The sequence below is a fragment of the Streptomyces sp. NPDC002130 genome (assembly GCF_040296465.1).
GTDB lineage: Bacteria > Actinomycetota > Actinomycetes > Streptomycetales > Streptomycetaceae > Streptomyces.
Window position 1 is genome coordinate 1 of sequence record NZ_JBEOXI010000191.1, and the last position, 16,214, is coordinate 16,214.

16 protein-coding genes and 2 pseudogenes are annotated in these 16,214 nt (G+C 71.1%); 12 read left to right on the plus strand and 6 right to left on the minus strand.

The genetic code is table 11. The features are described 5' to 3' along the window. Both ABT116_RS29500 and ABT116_RS29505 read right to left on the minus strand, forming a co-directional pair. The coding region (locus ABT116_RS29500; protein WP_351640131.1) for an MFS transporter at window positions 1-578 on the minus strand (578 nt) is incomplete at its 3' end. A gap of 290 nt (window positions 579-868) precedes the next feature. Then, window positions 869-1,810: a LysR family transcriptional regulator gene (locus ABT116_RS29505; protein ID WP_351640132.1), complete on the minus strand. Its 942-nt coding sequence runs from the start codon at window positions 1,808-1,810 to the stop codon at window positions 869-871. A 130-nt stretch (window positions 1,811-1,940) separates the two neighbouring features. On the opposite strand from ABT116_RS29505, the gene ABT116_RS29510 reads away from it, so the two are divergent. From ABT116_RS29510 to ABT116_RS29550, 9 genes and pseudogenes are all read left to right on the plus strand, one after another. Continuing rightward, complete coding sequence (locus ABT116_RS29510) at window positions 1,941-2,939, plus strand: fumarylacetoacetate hydrolase family protein (RefSeq protein ID WP_351640133.1); 999 nt, start codon at window positions 1,941-1,943, stop codon at window positions 2,937-2,939. Beyond that, window positions 2,936-3,907, plus strand: coding sequence for a cyclase family protein (locus tag ABT116_RS29515; RefSeq protein ID WP_351640135.1), 972 nt, complete (start codon window positions 2,936-2,938; stop codon window positions 3,905-3,907). Before ABT116_RS29510 ends, ABT116_RS29515 begins: the two co-directional genes overlap by 4 nt. Before the next feature lie 23 nt (window positions 3,908-3,930). Further along, window positions 3,931-5,052: an FAD-dependent oxidoreductase gene (locus ABT116_RS29520; RefSeq protein ID WP_351640137.1), complete on the plus strand. Its 1,122-nt coding sequence runs from the start codon at window positions 3,931-3,933 to the stop codon at window positions 5,050-5,052. Continuing rightward, window positions 5,049-6,137, plus strand: a complete 1,089-nt coding sequence (locus ABT116_RS29525; protein ID WP_351640140.1) for an amidohydrolase family protein — start codon at window positions 5,049-5,051, stop codon at window positions 6,135-6,137. Before ABT116_RS29520 ends, ABT116_RS29525 begins: the two co-directional genes overlap by 4 nt. A gap of 21 nt (window positions 6,138-6,158) precedes the next feature. Beyond that, the gene (locus ABT116_RS29530; protein WP_351640143.1) at window positions 6,159-7,097 is read left to right on the plus strand and encodes a VOC family protein; all 939 of its coding nucleotides are present in this window, start codon (window positions 6,159-6,161) and stop codon (window positions 7,095-7,097) included. 105 nt (window positions 7,098-7,202) lie between these two features. Further along, window positions 7,203-8,174 carry a fumarylacetoacetate hydrolase family protein gene (locus ABT116_RS29535; RefSeq protein ID WP_351640147.1) on the plus strand — a complete coding sequence of 324 codons (972 nt, stop codon included), beginning with the start codon at window positions 7,203-7,205 and terminating at the stop codon, window positions 8,172-8,174. Further along, window positions 8,171-8,953 (plus strand): SDR family NAD(P)-dependent oxidoreductase, encoded by a 783-nt coding sequence (locus tag ABT116_RS29540; protein WP_351640149.1) that lies wholly within the window; start codon window positions 8,171-8,173, stop codon window positions 8,951-8,953. Before ABT116_RS29535 ends, ABT116_RS29540 begins: the two co-directional genes overlap by 4 nt. A 290-nt stretch (window positions 8,954-9,243) precedes the next feature. Then, window positions 9,244-9,687 (plus strand): annotated as a pseudogene (locus ABT116_RS29545) (carotenoid oxygenase family protein). Window positions 9,688-9,728: 41 nt separating this feature from the next. After that, window positions 9,729-10,244, plus strand: a complete 516-nt coding sequence (locus ABT116_RS29550) for a mycothiol transferase (protein WP_351640151.1) — start codon at window positions 9,729-9,731, stop codon at window positions 10,242-10,244. Here ABT116_RS29550 and ABT116_RS29555 read toward each other — a convergent pair. Together ABT116_RS29555 and ABT116_RS29560 are read right to left on the minus strand one after the other, a co-directional pair. After that, on the minus strand, window positions 10,226-11,305 hold the full coding sequence (locus tag ABT116_RS29555) for an adenosine deaminase (RefSeq protein WP_351640153.1): 1,080 nt from the start codon (window positions 11,303-11,305) through the stop codon (window positions 10,226-10,228). The two genes, ABT116_RS29550 and ABT116_RS29555, sit on opposite strands and share 19 nt — an antisense overlap. Before the next feature lie 45 nt (window positions 11,306-11,350). Then, the gene (locus tag ABT116_RS29560) at window positions 11,351-11,743 is read right to left on the minus strand and encodes a VOC family protein (RefSeq protein ID WP_351640155.1); all 393 of its coding nucleotides are present in this window, start codon (window positions 11,741-11,743) and stop codon (window positions 11,351-11,353) included. Window positions 11,744-11,883: 140 nt separating this feature from the next. Between ABT116_RS29560 and ABT116_RS29565 the strand changes: the two genes are divergently transcribed. The 3 genes from ABT116_RS29565 (at window position 11,884) to ABT116_RS29575 (ending at window position 13,881) form a co-directional block, all read left to right on the plus strand. Next, the gene (locus ABT116_RS29565; RefSeq protein WP_351640157.1) at window positions 11,884-12,288 is read left to right on the plus strand and encodes a tautomerase family protein; all 405 of its coding nucleotides are present in this window, start codon (window positions 11,884-11,886) and stop codon (window positions 12,286-12,288) included. A 182-nt stretch (window positions 12,289-12,470) separates the two neighbouring features. Further along, entirely contained in the window at window positions 12,471-13,328 is an 858-nt protein-coding gene (locus ABT116_RS29570; RefSeq protein WP_351640159.1) for a GNAT family N-acetyltransferase, read from the plus strand. Window positions 13,329-13,422: 94 nt separating this feature from the next. Then, window positions 13,423-13,881, plus strand: coding sequence for a pyridoxamine 5'-phosphate oxidase family protein (locus ABT116_RS29575; protein WP_351640160.1), 459 nt, complete (start codon window positions 13,423-13,425; stop codon window positions 13,879-13,881). Window positions 13,882-13,888: 7 nt separating this feature from the next. Here the strand turns inward: ABT116_RS29575 and ABT116_RS29580 are convergent, their stop codons facing one another. Then, window positions 13,889-14,797, minus strand: coding sequence for an oxidoreductase (locus ABT116_RS29580; protein ID WP_351640162.1), 909 nt, complete (start codon window positions 14,795-14,797; stop codon window positions 13,889-13,891). Window positions 14,798-14,839: 42 nt separating this feature from the next. Beyond that, window positions 14,840-16,123: pseudogene (locus ABT116_RS29585) on the minus strand (phosphoinositide-specific phospholipase C-related protein); the annotation flags it as partial. Window positions 16,124-16,214: the final 91 nt, after the last annotated feature.

Below are 16,214 nucleotides of genomic sequence, written 5' to 3' on the forward strand. Positions count from 1 at the left end.
GCCCAGAACGGTGCGCGCCAGCCGGCCGATCCGGCCGCGCCGCCCAGCACGAAGAAGGCCGTCGCTGAGATCGAGGCGCACATCGTCTGCATCGCGAGGTAGCGGTCGCGTTGCCGGCCGGAGTAGTAGTCGCCGATCAGCGTGGTGCTGCAGGTCATGATGGCAGCTTCGGCGACACCGACGAGGGCGCGGCTGGCGACGATGGCGCCGAGGAAGTCCAGCCACAGGGGGGCGGTGCCGAGGATCGCGTACAGCACGGTCGAGACGACGAGCAGGCGTTTGCGGCCGAGCCGGTCGACGATGACGCCGGCGAAGGGGGCCAGCAGCGCCAGGGAGAGGGCGGGGATGGTCAGGGCCATGGGGACGAGCGCGTCGACGCCCGGCACGTCGGCGAAGTGGGACTGCATCTGCGGCAGGACGGGGGCGATGAGCACGGCGCCCAGGATGGGCAGGCAGCTTCCAGCCATCAGCAGCATGAGGCGAAGCCGGTGGCCGGGGCCGGACACGGTCTGCTCGGGCGGGGCGTCCGCGACAGCCGCGGGAGGCGGGGACGAGAGCGGGGGCATGGGTGCAGGCATGCGGGAACTCCACGTGGCGGGTCGGGAGGGGGACGGGATGGTGCGGCCGTCGTGATCGGGCCGCCCGGTGTCCGTGGCAGGTTCGGAGCGGGGAGCCGATGACTGCCGGGCGTCGCGGCGGGCCGGCTCGCCGGGCGCCTGCCCGGTCCCGGCAGCGGGGGATGGTGTGGCTCCGGCGCCGGGTGGTGACGACTATGGGTCAACGGGCAGGTCCTGCCTAGCCCTCATCCGATCGATATCGAAGATGTGGATCATCCGGGCCTTGGATGCCAGGCACCTGCACGGGCCCGCTATCTCGGTGCGACCGTGGCGATACGGCCGGGATCGGAAGCGGCCAGCTGCGCTCCCACGCGGGCCGCGGTCTCGCGCAGCCAGATGTGGGCCGCGTCATGGGTGTGCACCGGGTGCCACCACAGTGCCTCCTGGAGAGGGACCGCCCCGTAGGGAGGTTCCATGAGGCGTACGGCGGCCACGCCGCGCAGCAGCTCGGCCAGGCGCTGCTGGACCAGAGCGATCCGGCGGGTGCCGGCGACAAGGAAGGGCAGCGCCTGGAAGCTGTCGACGGAGATCTCCACGCGGGGATCGACGCCGAGCATGCTCAGCTGCCGGGCGGCCGGAGCGTCGTAGGCGCGCTGGTAGATGACCCAGGGCAGCCGGGCCAGGTCGTCCATGGTCAGCTGGTCGCCGACCTCGTCGTTGGCCTCGGCGACCAGGAAGGCCCAGCGGTCGGTGAACAGGTCGACGGCGGGGAAACCGCCGATGATGCCGCGCGGCATCAACAGCCCGTCGGCTGTGCTGAGCAGCGGTGTCGTGTCCTCCGTGACGTCGATGGGCGTCCGCTGGAAGCGCAGCCGTACTCCCGGGGCCTCGGCGTGCACGGTCCGGGCGAGCTCGGCGCCGAACACGGCGAGGGCGTAGTCGGAGGTGAGCAGGGTGAACTCGTGCTCCTCGCTGCCCGGGGCGAAGTCGGCCCTGCTGCTGAAGACCCGTTCCAGCAGGTCGCAGGCGGTCGAGGTGCGGTCCAGCAGAGCGCGGCCGAGGGCGGTCAGTTCGTACTGTTTGCCGACGCGCGCGAGCAGGTCGTCGTCGAAGTGACGGCGCAGACGGGCCAGGGCCGCGCTCATCGCCGGCTGGCTGAGCCCGACGCGCTGCCCGGCGCGGGTGACGTTGCGTTCCTCCAGCAGGGCCCGCAGGGACAGGACGAGGTTGAGATCGAGGCCGGAGAGGGACACGACGCCTCCAGAGCGAGGCCGCTTACGGCGGCAACATTTGCACCACAGATGATCATCATCTAAAGAATCGATTTCCCAGATTACGCGGTGAGGGTCACATTGGTCCCACCGCAATCTGGAGGACATTCCCGTGAAACCCGCAGCCGCTTCCGCGTCCTTCTCCGGACCCTTCGCCCTTGGCGTCCTCTCCTCGCCTGAACAGGCATCTTTCCCCGGTCTTGTGATCCCCGGGGGGCGCGTGCTGGATCTTCGTACGGCCCTCGGGGAGCCGGCCCTGACGGCCAGGGGGATCTACGACCGCTGGGACGAGATGCTCCCTCGCCTGCACGAGCTCGCGGCCGACGAGACGGCCGGCTGGCGGCCGTTGGAGCACCTGCGGGCGCACGCGCCGGTCGAGCCCCGCCAGGTCTTCCAGTCCGGTGCCAACTACCGGCAGCACGTGATCGACCTGGAGGTCGCCCACCGCTCCCCCGACGACCCCCGCACCGTGGAGGAGGCGCGCGCGGAGATCGCCGCGGTCATGGACCGGCGGGCGGCCGAGGACCTGCCGTACGTGTTCATCGGCCTGCCGAGCGCTATCACCGGCCCCTTCGACGACGTCGTACTCCCGGACTGGGCCGAACAGCCGGACTGGGAGCTGGAGTTGGCGGCCGTCATGGCGAGGCCCGCCTACCGGGTGACGGTCGAGGAGGCCCTGGAGTACGTGGCCGGCTACACCATCGCCAACGACCTCACCGACCGCGCCACCGTCTTCCGCCGGGACATGCCCGCCATCGGCACCGACTGGCTGCGCTGCAAGAACGCCCCCGGCTTCACCCCGCTCGGCCCGTGGATCGTGCCCGCCGAGTCGATCGCCGACCCGGGTGACCTGCGCGTCACGCTGAAGCTCAACGGCGAGACCATGCAGGACGAGTCCACCAAGGACATGCTCTTCGGCATCGCCCGGCTGGTGTCGTACATCTCCCGGACCGCCCGGCTCCTGCCCGGCGACCTGGTGCTGACCGGCAGTCCGGCCGGCAACGGCATGCACTGGGGACGGCTGCTGCGCGACGGCGACGTCATGGAGGGTTCCATCACGGGTCTGGGCTCGCAGCGCACCCGCTGTGTCGCCGGGAGGACCGCGTCGTGACGGCCCCGCCCGACCCCACGGACGCCGAGGGCGCCATCACCGAGGCCGCCAAGCGGTACTCCAACTGGGGGCGTTGGGGCGAGGACGACGTCCTCGGCACGCTGAACCTCCTCGACGAGGCCAAGCGCCGCGAGGGTGCGGCACTGGTCCGCCGGGGCGTGAGTTTCTCGCTGTCGCAGCGGTTCGACATGAACGGCCCGCAGAAGGGCTGGCGGCGCCGCACCAACCCCGTCCACACCATGCTGGACACGGGAACGGACGCGGCGCTGGGCAATCAGGGCTTTCCGCACGGCATCGGCGGCGCCGACGACGTGATCACGATGCCCCTGCAGTGCTCCACCCAGTGGGACGGGCTCGGGCACATCTTCGACCACGGCAAGGCGTGGAACGGACGGGACGCCGCGAAGACCGTCACCTCGGACGGCGATCTGGTCACCGGCATCGAGCACATGGCCCCGTACGTCGCCGGGCGCGGAGTCCTCCTCGACGTCGGCCGGGTGATCGGCGGCGAACGCGGGGAACTGCCGGACGGTTTCGCGATCACCGGGGAACACCTGACCGCGACGGCCGAGGCGCACGGCGTGGCCGTCGGCCGCGGTGACATCGTCGTCGTCCGGACCGGGCGGCTGGCGCGCGCCCGCCGCGAGGGCTGGGGCGACTACGCGGGCGGAGACTCGCCCGGCCTGTCCTTCACCACCGCCGGCTGGCTGCACGCGAGCGAGATCGCCGCGATCGCCACCGACACGTGGGGCTTCGAGGTACGGCCGAACGAGTTCGACGGCGCCTTCCAGCCGCTGCACCAGGTCGTCATTCCCAACATGGGCCTGCTGATCGGCGAGATGTGGGACCCCGACGCTCTCGCGGACGACTGCGCCCGCGACGGCGTGTACGAGTTCTGGCTCACCGCCGCGCCCCTGCCCATCACCGGAGCCGTCGGCTCCCCCGTCAATCCGGTCGCCGTCAAGTGACCCGCCCAACAAAGGAGTTGGTCATGGAAGGAAAGAGAGTCCTGGTCATCGGAGGGGGCACCTCCGGCAACGTCACGACCGTGCTGCTGCGGCGGGCCGGCATCGACGTCGACCTCGTCGAGGCCAGGCCGGACTGGAACGTACGCGGCTCCGGCATCACCCTTCAGGGCAACGCCCTGCGCGTGCTGCGCGAGATCGGCGTCTGGGACGAGGTCCACGAGCACGGCTTCGGCTTCGACTCCCTGGGGCTGACGGCGCCCGACGGCACCGTGCTGCACGTCGGCGAGGTCCTGCGCACCGGCGGAGACGACCTCCCCGCCACCCTGGGCATGCAGCGCCCGGTGCTCCAGCGCATCCTCGTCGACGCCGTCCGGGCATCCGGCGCGAACGTCCGGCTCGGCACCACCGCCGAGATCCTCACCGAGGACGACACGTCAGCGACCGTCCGGTTCAGTGACGGCACCGAGGGCCGCTACGACCTCGTCGTGGCCGCCGACGGCCTGCACTCCGCGACCCGCGCCGCCATAGGCATCGACGTCAGACCCGAGCCGACCGGCATGGCCATCTGGCGTGTCCCGGCGCCCCGCCCGGCCGGAGTGGAGTGCAGCGTCCTCTCCCACGGAGGACCCTGCTACATCGCCGGCTACACGCCCACCAGCGAGGACACGATCTACGCCTATCTGGTGGAGGCCGGCCGCGACCGCGCAATGATCCCGCCCGAGTCCTACGCTCAGGAGATGCGCCGCCTCGCCGAGGGCTACGGCGGTGCCTGGGACGAGATCCGTGACTCGATCACCGACCCGGCGCAGGTGAACTACACATGGTTCGACCGGATGCTGGTCGAGGGGTCCTGGCACCGGGGCCGGGTCGTCCTCATCGGCGACGCCGCGCACTGCTGCCCGCCCACGATGGCCCAGGGCGCGGCGATGGCCCTGGAGGACGCCTGGGTGCTGTCCCAGCTGCTGACCAGCGGATCCGCTTGGGACGAGGAACTGTTCACGCGCTACTACGAGCGACGGATCGACCGGGTCCGGATGGTCGTCGAAGCGTCCGTGCAGATCGGGCAGTGGCAGCTCGACGGCGTGCCCGGTGACGTGCCCGGGCTGCTGGACGCCACCATGCCGGTGCTCAAGGAGCTGCCGTGACGGCCCACCCGCCCCCGGCCACCGCCGGGAGACGCCCCTCGTCGAGCACGGACGCGCGCACTTCCCCGACGGTCGACGTACACGCGCACGTCCTGATCCCCGAGGTCGAGGCCCTGGTGGCCGGCCTCCCGGGCCTGGCACAGGCCAAGGCCCTCGACGCCCGCCGCAACGGGCCCGCGGCCCTGGCCGTCAGCGGCCCCATGGTCGCCGAGCGGATCCCGAGGCTGACGGACGTCGCCGTACGACTGGCCGCGATGGACGCGCAGGGTGTGGACGTCCAGCTGGTCAGCCCGTCGCCCTCGCACTACCACTACTGGGCGGACGAGGAGACGGCGGAGAAGGTGTACCGCCTCGCCAACGAGGCGACGGCCGCCCACTGCGCCCAGGCGCCCGGCCGGCTGCACGGTCTGGGCCTCGTCCCCCTGCAGCACCCGGAATCGGCGGTGCGCGCGCTCGAACTCGCCATGGGCATGGGCCTGTTGGGTGTCGAAATCTCCTCGCACGCTCCCTCCTTGCCCGCCATCGGGCAGGAGGGGCCCAGCCGGGAGCTGTCGGATCCGGCGTACGAACCCTTCTGGACCCGGGCCGAGGAGACGGGCGCGATCCTCTTCCTGCACCCCTTCGGCTGCACGCTCGACGAGCGCCTCGACCAGTGGTACCTGTCCAACACCGTCGGCCAGCCCACCGAGAACGCCGTCGCGCTCTCGCACCTGATCTTCTCGGGGGTGCTGGACCGGCACCCGGAGCTGAAGGTCATCGCCGCGCACGGGGGCGGCTATCTGCCCACCCAAATCGGCCGCTCCGACCACGCCTGGTCGGCCCGCTCCGACGCGGGCGCGGGCTGCGCCCACCTGCCCAGCAGCTATCTCAAGCGCTTGTACTTCGACTCCCTGGTCCACGACCCGCAGGTACTGCGGGCACTGATCGGCGCGGTCGGCGCGGACCGTGTGCTGCTCGGCTCCGATTTCCCCTTCGACATGGGCACCGAGGACCCCGTCGGCGCACTGCGCGCCGCACGCCTGCCCGACGACGACTTCCACGCCGTGCGCGGTGGCAACGCGACAACGCTGCTGCGCCTCACCTGACCCCCGCACAGGAGAACCGCCATGAGCGCACGCCTGCTCACCCATCTGCGCCACGTCGACCTCGCCGTGCCCGACTACGACAAGCAGCTCGACTTCTACGCCGGCGTCTGGGGCCTGACCCAGGTCGCCGAGGACTCCGGCATCTCGTTCCTCGCCGCCGAGGGCAGCCCCGAGCAGTACGTGGTGCGGCTGCGCAAGGCCGAGGAGAAGCGCCTCGACCTCGTCTCGTACGGCGCCGGCTCCACCGAGGACGTGGACACTCTCGCCGAGCAACTCCTCGCGGGAGGCGTGCAGTTGATCTCCCAGCCGGGCAAGATCGACACACCCGGAGGCGGCTACGGCTTCCGCTTCTTCGACGTCGACGGCCGCACCATCGAGGTCTCCGCCGATGTCGAGGCCCGGCAGCACCGCCGTATCGAGGAGAAGGAGGCGATCCCGGTCCGCCTGTCGCACGTGGTGCTCAACTCGCCGGACCTGGACAAGACCCGTGAGTGGTACGAGACCCACCTCGGCTTCCGGCTCTCCGACACGCTCAGCTCGCCGCACATGGGCGAGGTCATGCACTTCATGCGGATCTCCAACCAGCACCACTCGATGGCCCTGGCCAAGGGCCCGCACACCTCCCTGCACCACGTCTCCTTCGAGATGCGCGGCCTGGACGAGTACATGCGCGGCTCCGGCCGCGTGATCCGCGCCGGCTTCAAGAAGGTCTGGGGTCCGGGCCGACACCTGGCGGGCGACAACACCTTCACGTACTTCCTCGACCCGCACGGCAACACCGTCGAGTACACGACGGAGTTGGAGCTGCTGGACGAGGACACCTGGCACCCCCACGTCTACGACTTCTCCCAGCCCGAGGTCACCGACCAGTGGGGCACCGCCAATCCCATGAACGAACTGGTCGCCAAGGAGTCCTTCAACGACGTCGACCGCGGCTGCTTCGTCGCCCCGCCGGTCTGACCCCCTCGAACCCCGGGGACGCGGTGGCCCTGTCACCGCCCTGACGCCCTTGCCGCGTCCCCGGTTCCCACCGCTGCCGAAGACCGCCGGAGCCTGGAGCCGTGCATGCGTTTCGCCACCTATGAACATCGACACCAGAGACGGGTCGCCGTCGTGGAGGAGGACCGCACCCTCCACCCCGTTCCCGGGGCGCGCTCGCTCACGGAGCTGATCAGCCGCGGCGACGGACTCGACGCGCTCCTGCGCGCCGGCGCCGCCACGCTCGACGTCCCGCCGGGCCCTCACGTGTCCGAGGTGCGGCTGCTGCCACCGCTTCAGCCGCCCACCGTGCGGGACTTCGTCACCTTCGAGGAACACGTCGAAGGCGTACGGCGGTCCGTGGACGGCGTCGGCGGGGTGCCGGAAGCCTGGTACGACGCCCCGACGTTCTACTTCACCAACCCGTACGCCGTCATCGGCGCCCACGACGACGTCCCGGTACCGCCGGGCAGCGAAGTCCTCGACTTCGAGCTGGAGGTCGCCGCCGTCATCGGCCGGGAGGGGCGGGACCTGACGCCAGAACAGGCACGGGACCACATCATCGGCTACACCGTCTTCAACGACTGGTCGGCCCGCGACCTGCAGTCCCGCGAGATGCAGGTCCGCCTCGGCCCGTGCAAGGGCAAGGACACGGCCGCCACCCTCGGCCCGTACCTGGTCACCGCCGACGAGCTGGAGCGGTACCGCGACACCGACGGCTTTCTGCGCCTGGCGCTGACCGCCTCGGTGAACGGCGAGGTCGTCGGCAAGGACCTGCTGTCCAACATGAGCTGGACCTTCGAGGAGATGGTCGCCTACGCCTCCCGCGGCACCGTCGTCCGCCCCGGCGACGTGCTCGGCTCCGGCACCTGCGGAAACGGCGGCTGCCTCGCCGAGCTGTGGGGCGTCCGGGGCGCGCAGTCCCCGCCCCCGCTGAAGCCGGGAGACACCGTCACCCTCACCGTGGAGGGCATCGGCACCGTCTCCAACACCGTGGTCTCGGGCAGGAACCCGGAGCCACTGCCGACCGCTCGCCGCCGCAGCCGGGAGCGGCCGTGAACGATCTGTACCCCAAGGGACTCCTCGGCAAGGTCGTCGTCGTCACCGGCGCCGCGCGCGGCCAGGGCGCCGCCGAGGCCGAGGCCCTGACCCGGGAAGGCGCCCGCGTCATCGCCACCGACGTGACCGAGGCCCCCGGCTGCCGCCGCCTCGACGTCACCGACGAGGAGCACTGGGCGCAGCTGGCCGCCGAACTGAGGGAGTCGTACGGCCAGGTGCACGGCCTGGTCAACAACGCGGGCATCACCTGGCGCGCCCGCCTCGGCGATGTGAGCCCCGACGACTTCGCCCGAGTCCACGCCATCAACGTCACCGGCCCGCTGCTGGGCATCCAGCACCTGACGCCGCTGATGCCGCCCGGCTCGTCCATCGTCAACGTCGGTTCCACCGCCGCGCTCAGCGGCCACTACCCGGTCGCCTACACGACCAGCAAATGGGCACTGCGCGGCCTGTCGAAGACCGCGGCCACGGAGCTCGGCCCGCGCGGCATCCGCGTCAACACGATTCACCCCGGCTTCATCGAGACCGAGATGACCGCCTCCGCCGCCCCTGCCTTCCGCGAGGCGAACATCCGAGAGACCCCGCTCGGCCGCACCGGCACGGTGGACGAGGTCGCCCCGCTCGTGGTCTTCCTCCTGTCCGACGAGGCCTCCTTCATCACCGGCGCCGAGATCCCGGTCGACGGCGGACTCACCACGCATGGCGGCGTCAAGTCCATCTCGGACGCTCTGGGTTCAGCTGCTGTGGATTCGGTTGCTTCGAATCCGGAGGGGCATTGAAACGGCTGGAAGGGAAGGTGGCCCTGATATCGGGCAGGGCCCGCGGTCGAGAACAGCGCTACGCGGCACAGCCACGCACCACCCCGGCAAGGATCCAATCCCACTCCTGCTGCTGCGGCACCGGTTGAACCACGACCTGGGCGCACTGCCGGAGGCCGGGGCCGAGGTGAGCGGCTGTTGCGGGAGCGGACGCCGTGGCTTCCAAGGGCACCCGGCAACGGCTCGGGCGGTCCCCACACGGCGGACCCCCCCGGCTCGACCGCTGGACGATCGACCTGCGGCAGGGGCGGATGCGGACCAGGACCCTCGACGACCGCCCCCAGGAGTTTCCCCGGGTCAACGAGGCGCTGGTGTCCCGTCGGCACCGGTACGGCTACGCGGCCGCGGCCGTGTAGATGTCGCTCGCCTACCAGGCGGTCGACGGCATCCCGCCCGACGGGGCCTTCACGAACGCGCTCATCAAGCACGACCTGCTGCGCGGCACGTCCGAGGTCCACCGGCTGCCCGGGGGCGCGGCGGCGAGCGAGGCCGTGTTCGTGCCGTCCGACCGGGGTGACGGGAGGGCGGCGGAGGACGACGGGTACGCGATCGCGTACGTGCACAACCCCGGCCGCGGGGCGTCGGACCTGGTGATCCTCGCGGCCCAGGACTTCACCGGGGAGCCGGTGGCCCGGATCCATCTCCCGGGCCGGGTGCCGCTGGGCTTCCACGGGAGCTGGATTCCCGACGCGTGATCCCCGGCGCGTGATCCCCTGCGATGCGCGATGGTGGAGCTATGCATGCGAAGGACATCCTCATCGACGGTTTCGACCGCATCCGCGAAGAAGTCCATGCCACCGTCGAGGGGCTCGGCCCCGACGAGCTGAGCACCCGCCCCTCCCCCGACACCAACTCGATCGCCTGGCTGGTCTGGCACCTCACCCGCGTCCAGGACGACCACATGGCCGACGCCTTCGGCCACGAACAGGTGTGGCTGTCCCAGGACTGGGAGAAGCGCTTCGGACTGGACCTCCCCCGCCGCGACACGGGCTACGGCCACAGTCCCGCCAAGGTGGCCCGGGTCCGGGTCGACTCGGCCGAGCTGCTGACCGGCTACCACGACGCCGTGCACGAGCAGAGCCTGGACGCCCTGCGGGGCCTCGCCGCCAAGGACCTGGATCGCGTCATCGACGAGCGCTGGGACCCACCGGTCACCCTGGGCGTCCGGCTGGTCAGCGTCCTGTCCGACGATCTCCAGCACGTCGGACAGGCCGCCTACCTGCGGGGGCTGCTTCAGAGCGCGGCGGCGTAACCGGGCAGCACCACGTCCCGGATGAGGGCGTTGCGCTCGTCGAACGGGATGAACGCGCTCTTCAGTGCGTTGACGGTGACCGTGCGCAGATCCTCGACGGTCCAGCCCGCCTGCTCGACCAGCAGGGACATCTCGCGGGTCATCGTGGTGCCCGACACCAGGCGGTTGTCGGTGTTGAGGGTGACGCGGAAGCCGAGGTTCTTGAGCGCGGTGATCGGGTGCTCGGCGATGGAGGTGGCGGCGCCCGTCTGGAGGTTGGACGTCGGGCACATCTCCAGCGCGATGCGCCGGTCGCGCACCCAGCCCGCGAGCCGGCCGAGCTTGCCCGACGCGAGGTCCGGGATGTCGTCGGTGATCCGTACGCCGTGCCCGATGCGCTGGGCGCCGCACACCTGGAGGGCCTGGTGGATGCTGGGCAGGCCGTGCGCCTCACCGGCGTGGATGGTGAACGGCACGTTCTCGCGGCGCAGGTGCTCGAAGGCCGCGAGGTGGTCGGCGGGCGGGAAGCCGTCCTCGGCACCGGCGATGTCGAAGCCGACGACACCGGCGTCGCGGAAGGCCACGGCCAGATCGGCGGCCTCGCGCACCCGGTCGAACATCCGCATCCCGCACAGCAGGGTGCCGACCCGCACCGGCGTGCCCGCGGCGGCCGCCTTGGCCATGCCCGCCGCCAGGCCCTCCTGGACGGTCTCCACGACCTCGGCCATGGTCAGCTCGCCGTTGGTGTTCAGCTCGGGGGCGTAGCGCACCTCGCCGTACACGACACCGTCGGCGGCCAGGTCGAGCACGTACTCCTCGGCCGTGCGCAGCAGGCCCTCGCGGGTCTGCATGACGGCGAGGGTGTGTTCGAAGGTGGCTATGTAGCGCACCAGATCGCCGGAGTTGGCGGCCTCGTAGTACCAGGCGGCGAGCTCGTCCGGGTCGCTGGTGGGCAGAGTGTGACCGACCGCGTCGGCCAGCTCCACCACGGTGGCGGGGCGCAGGCCGCCGTCGAGGTGGTCGTGCAGCACGGCCTTGGGGAGGCGGCGGATCAGATCGGCGTCTACGCGCGTAGCAGTCATGGCGGGTCTTTCCTCGGGCGGGTGGTTCGAAGCGGCGGGAGGGGGTCAGCCGGCGGGCTGGAGCAGGTCCCAGCGGTTGCCGTACAGGTCCTGGAAGACGGCGACGGTCCCGTACGGCTCGTGCCGCGGATCCTCCAGGAAGGTCACGCCCGCCGCGGTCATGCGGGCGTGATCGCGGGCGAAGTCGTCGGTGTGCAGGAAGAACCCGACGCGTCCACCCGTCTGGTCCCCGACCCGGGCGGCCTGCGCCTCTCCCTTGGCCCGGGCCAGCAGCAGACCGGTGGGCGCTCCCGGGGCGCCGGGTTCGACGACGACCCAGCGGGATCCGTCGGGCCGGGGCGCGTCCTCGGCGAGCCGGAAGCCGAGGGCCTCGGTGTAGAAGCGGATCGCCTCGTCGTAGTCGTCGACGACGAGGGTGACCAGGGCGATACGTCTCATCGGGGCCTCTCGGAGCGGGCGGTTGACCGGAGAGGTTATACGTATTACGCCCTGGATGCCAACTACTCGACCGACTCCCCGCGGCGAGCTCTGTAACTACTAGTATGTACAGTCCCTGATCAGCCCCATCCGGAGGTCCCATGCCTTTCGTCCGCATCGACACGCTCCGCGCCGGGCCCGAGCGCCTGGCCGCACTGGGCCGTGCCGTGCACGACGCCCTGACCGAGACGATCGGCATCCCGTCCGACGACCGGTTCCAGGTCCTCGCGGACCACGACGGAACGAGCGGCACCCTGCGCTACGACGACTACCTCGGCGTACACCGCGACGAGGGCATCGCTTACATCGCGATCACCCTGCGCTCCGGTCGTACGCCCGCGCAGAAGCAGGCGCTGTACCGCCGGACCGCCGAGCTCGCCCACGCGTACGCGGGCACCGAGCCGCGGAACGTGTTCGTCGTGCTGACCGAGAACGAGTCGGCCGATTGGTCGCTGGGCGAGGGCGTGGCGCAGTATCTGGACAGCCCTGAGTCTCCGGAGACCTAGGGCCTGTGGTTTGGATCAGGCCGCAGGGAATCGGCGGATTCTTTCAACCCCGCGTCTGCGGGCTGAACCAAACGACAGGCCCTAGGGTCGGTCGCCCTGCCGGATGCGCCCCGACCGCCAGGCGCACAGGATGGGAAGCGAGGGGTGGGTCGCCGCGCGGGGTCGAGAAGGGGATGGCGATCATGGATCTCATACTGCGCCCGGGCACTGCGGACGACGCCGCAGAGTGCGGAAGGATCTGCTACCAGGCCTTCGCCGGCATCGCCGAGCAGCACGCGTTCCCGCCCGACATCCCGAGCCCCGACGTGGGTGTCGCGTTGATCGAAGGAGCCCTGACGCACCCGGGTTTCTACAGTGTCGTCGCCGAGCTCGACGGGCGGATCGTGGGCAGCAACTTCCTCGACGAACGCTCGATCGTCGTCGGGGTCGGGCCCGTCACCGTCGACCCCACCGTGCAGAACGCGGGCGTGGGCCGCAGCCTGATGCTGGACGTGATGAAGCGGGCCGACGAGCGCGGGGCGCCGGGCATCCGTCTGGTGCAGAGCGGCTACCACAACAGGTCGTTCTCGCTGTACCTGAGCCTGGGCTTCGCCCACCGGGCCACGGTCGCCTGCGTGCAGGGCCCGCCGATCCGGCGCGCGATGCCCGGGTACGAGGTGCGGGAGGCGACGGACGCGGACCTCGGCGCCTGCAACGACGTGTGCCGGCAGGTCCATGGCGTCGACCGTGGCGGCGAGGTCGCCGACGCGCTCAAACAGGGCACCGCCCGGGTCGTCGAGCGGGAAGGACGGGTCACGGGATACGCCACCGACCTGGCCTTCTTCGCGCACGCCGTGGGCGAGACGGCCCCGGACCTCCAGGCCCTGATCGCGGCGGCCCCGCAGTTCGGCGGTCCTGGCATCCTCGTACCCGCGAGCGACAGCGCGCTGCTCAGGTGGTGCCTGTCCAACGGCCTCAAGGTCGTGCAGCTGATGAGCCTGATGACCATCGGTCTGTACAACCGGCCCGACGGGGCCTACCTGCCCTCGATCCTCTACTAGGACTTGCGGCCCGAGGCGCCGGACGAAAGTCTGGGCCCGGTCCTAGGGCTGTGGCCCGAGGCGCCGGGCGCGGCCGCTCGCTACCGTCGCCTCCATGACGATCACCGAGCCTCCCCGTACCCCCGAACAGCGCAAGGCCGACCTGCTGGGCCGCTTGGAGCGGGAGATCGACATCTGGGTCGCGACGGCGGATGCCGAGGGGGTGCCCTGTCTGGTGCCGTTGTGGTTCGTGTGGCACGACGAGGCGGTGTGGCTGTGCACCCGGCTGACCAACCCCACCGGCCGGAACCTGCGGGACGGCGCGCGGGCCCGGCTGGCCTTCGGGGACACCCGGGACGTCGTGCTCGTCGACGGTGAGGTGCGGACCTACCCGATGCAGGAGGTGCCGTCGGCGGCGGCCGAGGCCTTTCGCGCCAAGACCGGCTGGGATCCGCGCACGGACCACGCGTCGTACGCGTTCTTCCGGGTGCGGCCGCGCGCGGTGCAGGCGTGGTGCGAGCAGCACGAGCTGCGCCGCAGGCACCTCATGCGGGAGGGCGTCTGGGCCGTGTAGCGGTCGCTCAACCGGCCTCGTGGCGCCGCGAGTCGAGCCGCTGCAGTTCCTCGTCGGTGAGGCGGATCGCGCCCGCCGCCACGTTCTCCGTGAGGTGCTCGGGGTTGCCGGTGCCGGGTATGGCGAGGACGTGGGGGCCCCGGTGCAGGGTCCAGGCGATGCGGATCTGGGCGGGGCTCGCACCGTGGGCCCGGGCCACGGCGCGGACGTCTTCGTCGTGGGCGGTGGTGGCACCTTGCTCACCGGTCTCGCCGGCGACGGCGTAGAACGGCACGAAGGCGATGCCCTCCTCGCCGCAGACGCGGAGCAGTTCGTCGGAGTCGGGGTCGGGGCGGTCGAGGGCGTACCGGTTCTGGACGCAGACCACCGGCGCGATGGCCCGGGCTTCGGCGAGATGGCGGGACGTGACGTTGGAGATGCCGAGGTGCCGGATCAGGCCCGCGTCACGCAGTTCGGCGAGGGCTCCGAAGTGCTCGGCGATGGAGTCGTACTTGGGCATCCGGCGCAGGTTGACCACGTCCAGGTGGTCGCGGCCGAGCTGGCGCAGGTTCTCCTCGACGTGGCCGCGCAGGTCCTCGGGTCGGGCCGAGGTGCCCCACTCCCCGTCGTAGGCACGGTACGGGCCCACCTTGGTGACGATGACCAGGTCGTCGGGGTAGGGCGCGAGCGCGCTGTTGATGAGTTCGTTGGCGGAGCGCAGGGACGAGAAGTAGAAGGCGGCCGTGTCGATGTGGTTCACGCCGAGGTCGATCGCCTTGCGCAGGACGGCGATCGACCGGTCGCGGTCGCTCGGCGTGCCGTGGTGGAAGGCGGCGCTGCCCGTCAGCCGCATCGCGCCGAAGCCGAGGCGGTGGACGGGCAGGTCGCCGAGTTGCCAGGTGCCCGCGGCGGCCGCGGTGATCGTCTGTGAGCTCATCGGCGGAGTTTCACACATGACGCCCGGGCCCATGTACCCGGTTTACGGGTACGTGTACGAGTTGAGCGTGGTGACGGCGGAGGCCGGGTTGCCTCGGTCGTAGTGGTCCACGGCGAGGAAATTGGGCTTCTTGCGGGCCGCCGGCTGGCAGAACCTCTGGGCGCGGTCGGCGAGTTTGGTGTTGTCCGTGCCGGCGGTGCCCGCGAGCGGGACGTCGCGGAAGTGGTTCATGACGAACAACGGCCGGAACCCGGGTTCGGTGCGGGTCAGCGGGATGTTGGTGTCGGCGCCGTACCAGCGGCTGTAGCAGGACCAGTCGGAGGTGCCGACGCCCGAGCCCATCGACCAGTGGTTCTCGACCGTCCATTCCCGCTGGTACATGACGCCGAAGCTGTCCCGGGTGAGCCCCGCGGCCTGGTCGGCGGAGCGGCTGTGGTCGGTGAAGATCAGCAGCCGGTCGCCGGCGGCGGCCAGCTCCGTCATCGTCGGCCAGCCGCTGTGCCGTACGCCGGTGAGGTCGGGCCGGTAGAGCACGTCCGACAGACCGTTGACGCGGGCGAGTTCGGCGCGCAGCACGGCCGGGTCGACGTAGTCCTCCAGGAAGACGGTGACGAACTGGTCGGGGTGGGCCTTCAGGAAGTCGACCATGCGCTGGAGGTCGACCCACAGGGCGACGGGTCTGCTGACGAGGGTGCAGCTGTTGTGGCAGAGGATCGCGCCGTCGGGGGTCTGGTGGATGTCCAGCATGAATCCGCGTACGCCGTCGGCGAGTTGCTGCTGGATGCCGCGGGTCTGGTTGGGCACGAGGTTGACGAAGGGCGGGGCGAAGCCACCGTCGACGCCGTTGGCGTAGGCGTTGTGCGTGGTGAGGAACGTGACCTGGTCCAGGGTGCGGCGGTCCTGCGGCGGCATGGGACCGGTGACGGGGGTGACCGGGGTGAGGTACCAGGCGGCGAGGTCGCCCGCGCCTCCGAGGGCCAGGCGCGCGGGGTAGTCGGCTCCGGAGGGTCTGGGCGCCACGGTGAGGTGGCGGGCTGTTCCCGGAACTCTGAGCGTGTAGCGGTCGGCGTCGAGTGGGGTGATCTCCCAGGGGGCGTCGGCGCTCGCGCAGGCGACGGTCGCGGCCTGGTCACCGCTGCGGCCGAGGCAGCTGCCGGGCGCGTCGGCGCTCTCCAGGAGGTACCCGGAGCCGTTGGGCTTCAGCTGCCACTGCTGCCGGTCCTCGTTGCCCCGGGGTCTGTGCTGCTCGACCGCGCCGCCACTGTCGGCCGCGTTGAGCCCGGTCGTGACGCTCTGGACGTAGTACGTGCCCGCAGCCGGAGCGGCGGCAACGGGACCATGCACAGGACGAGTTGACCCCCGGGGGGGAGTTGCGGTTTCCAGAAGACTTCATCGGCGCCCGCACAGGCGGGCGAAC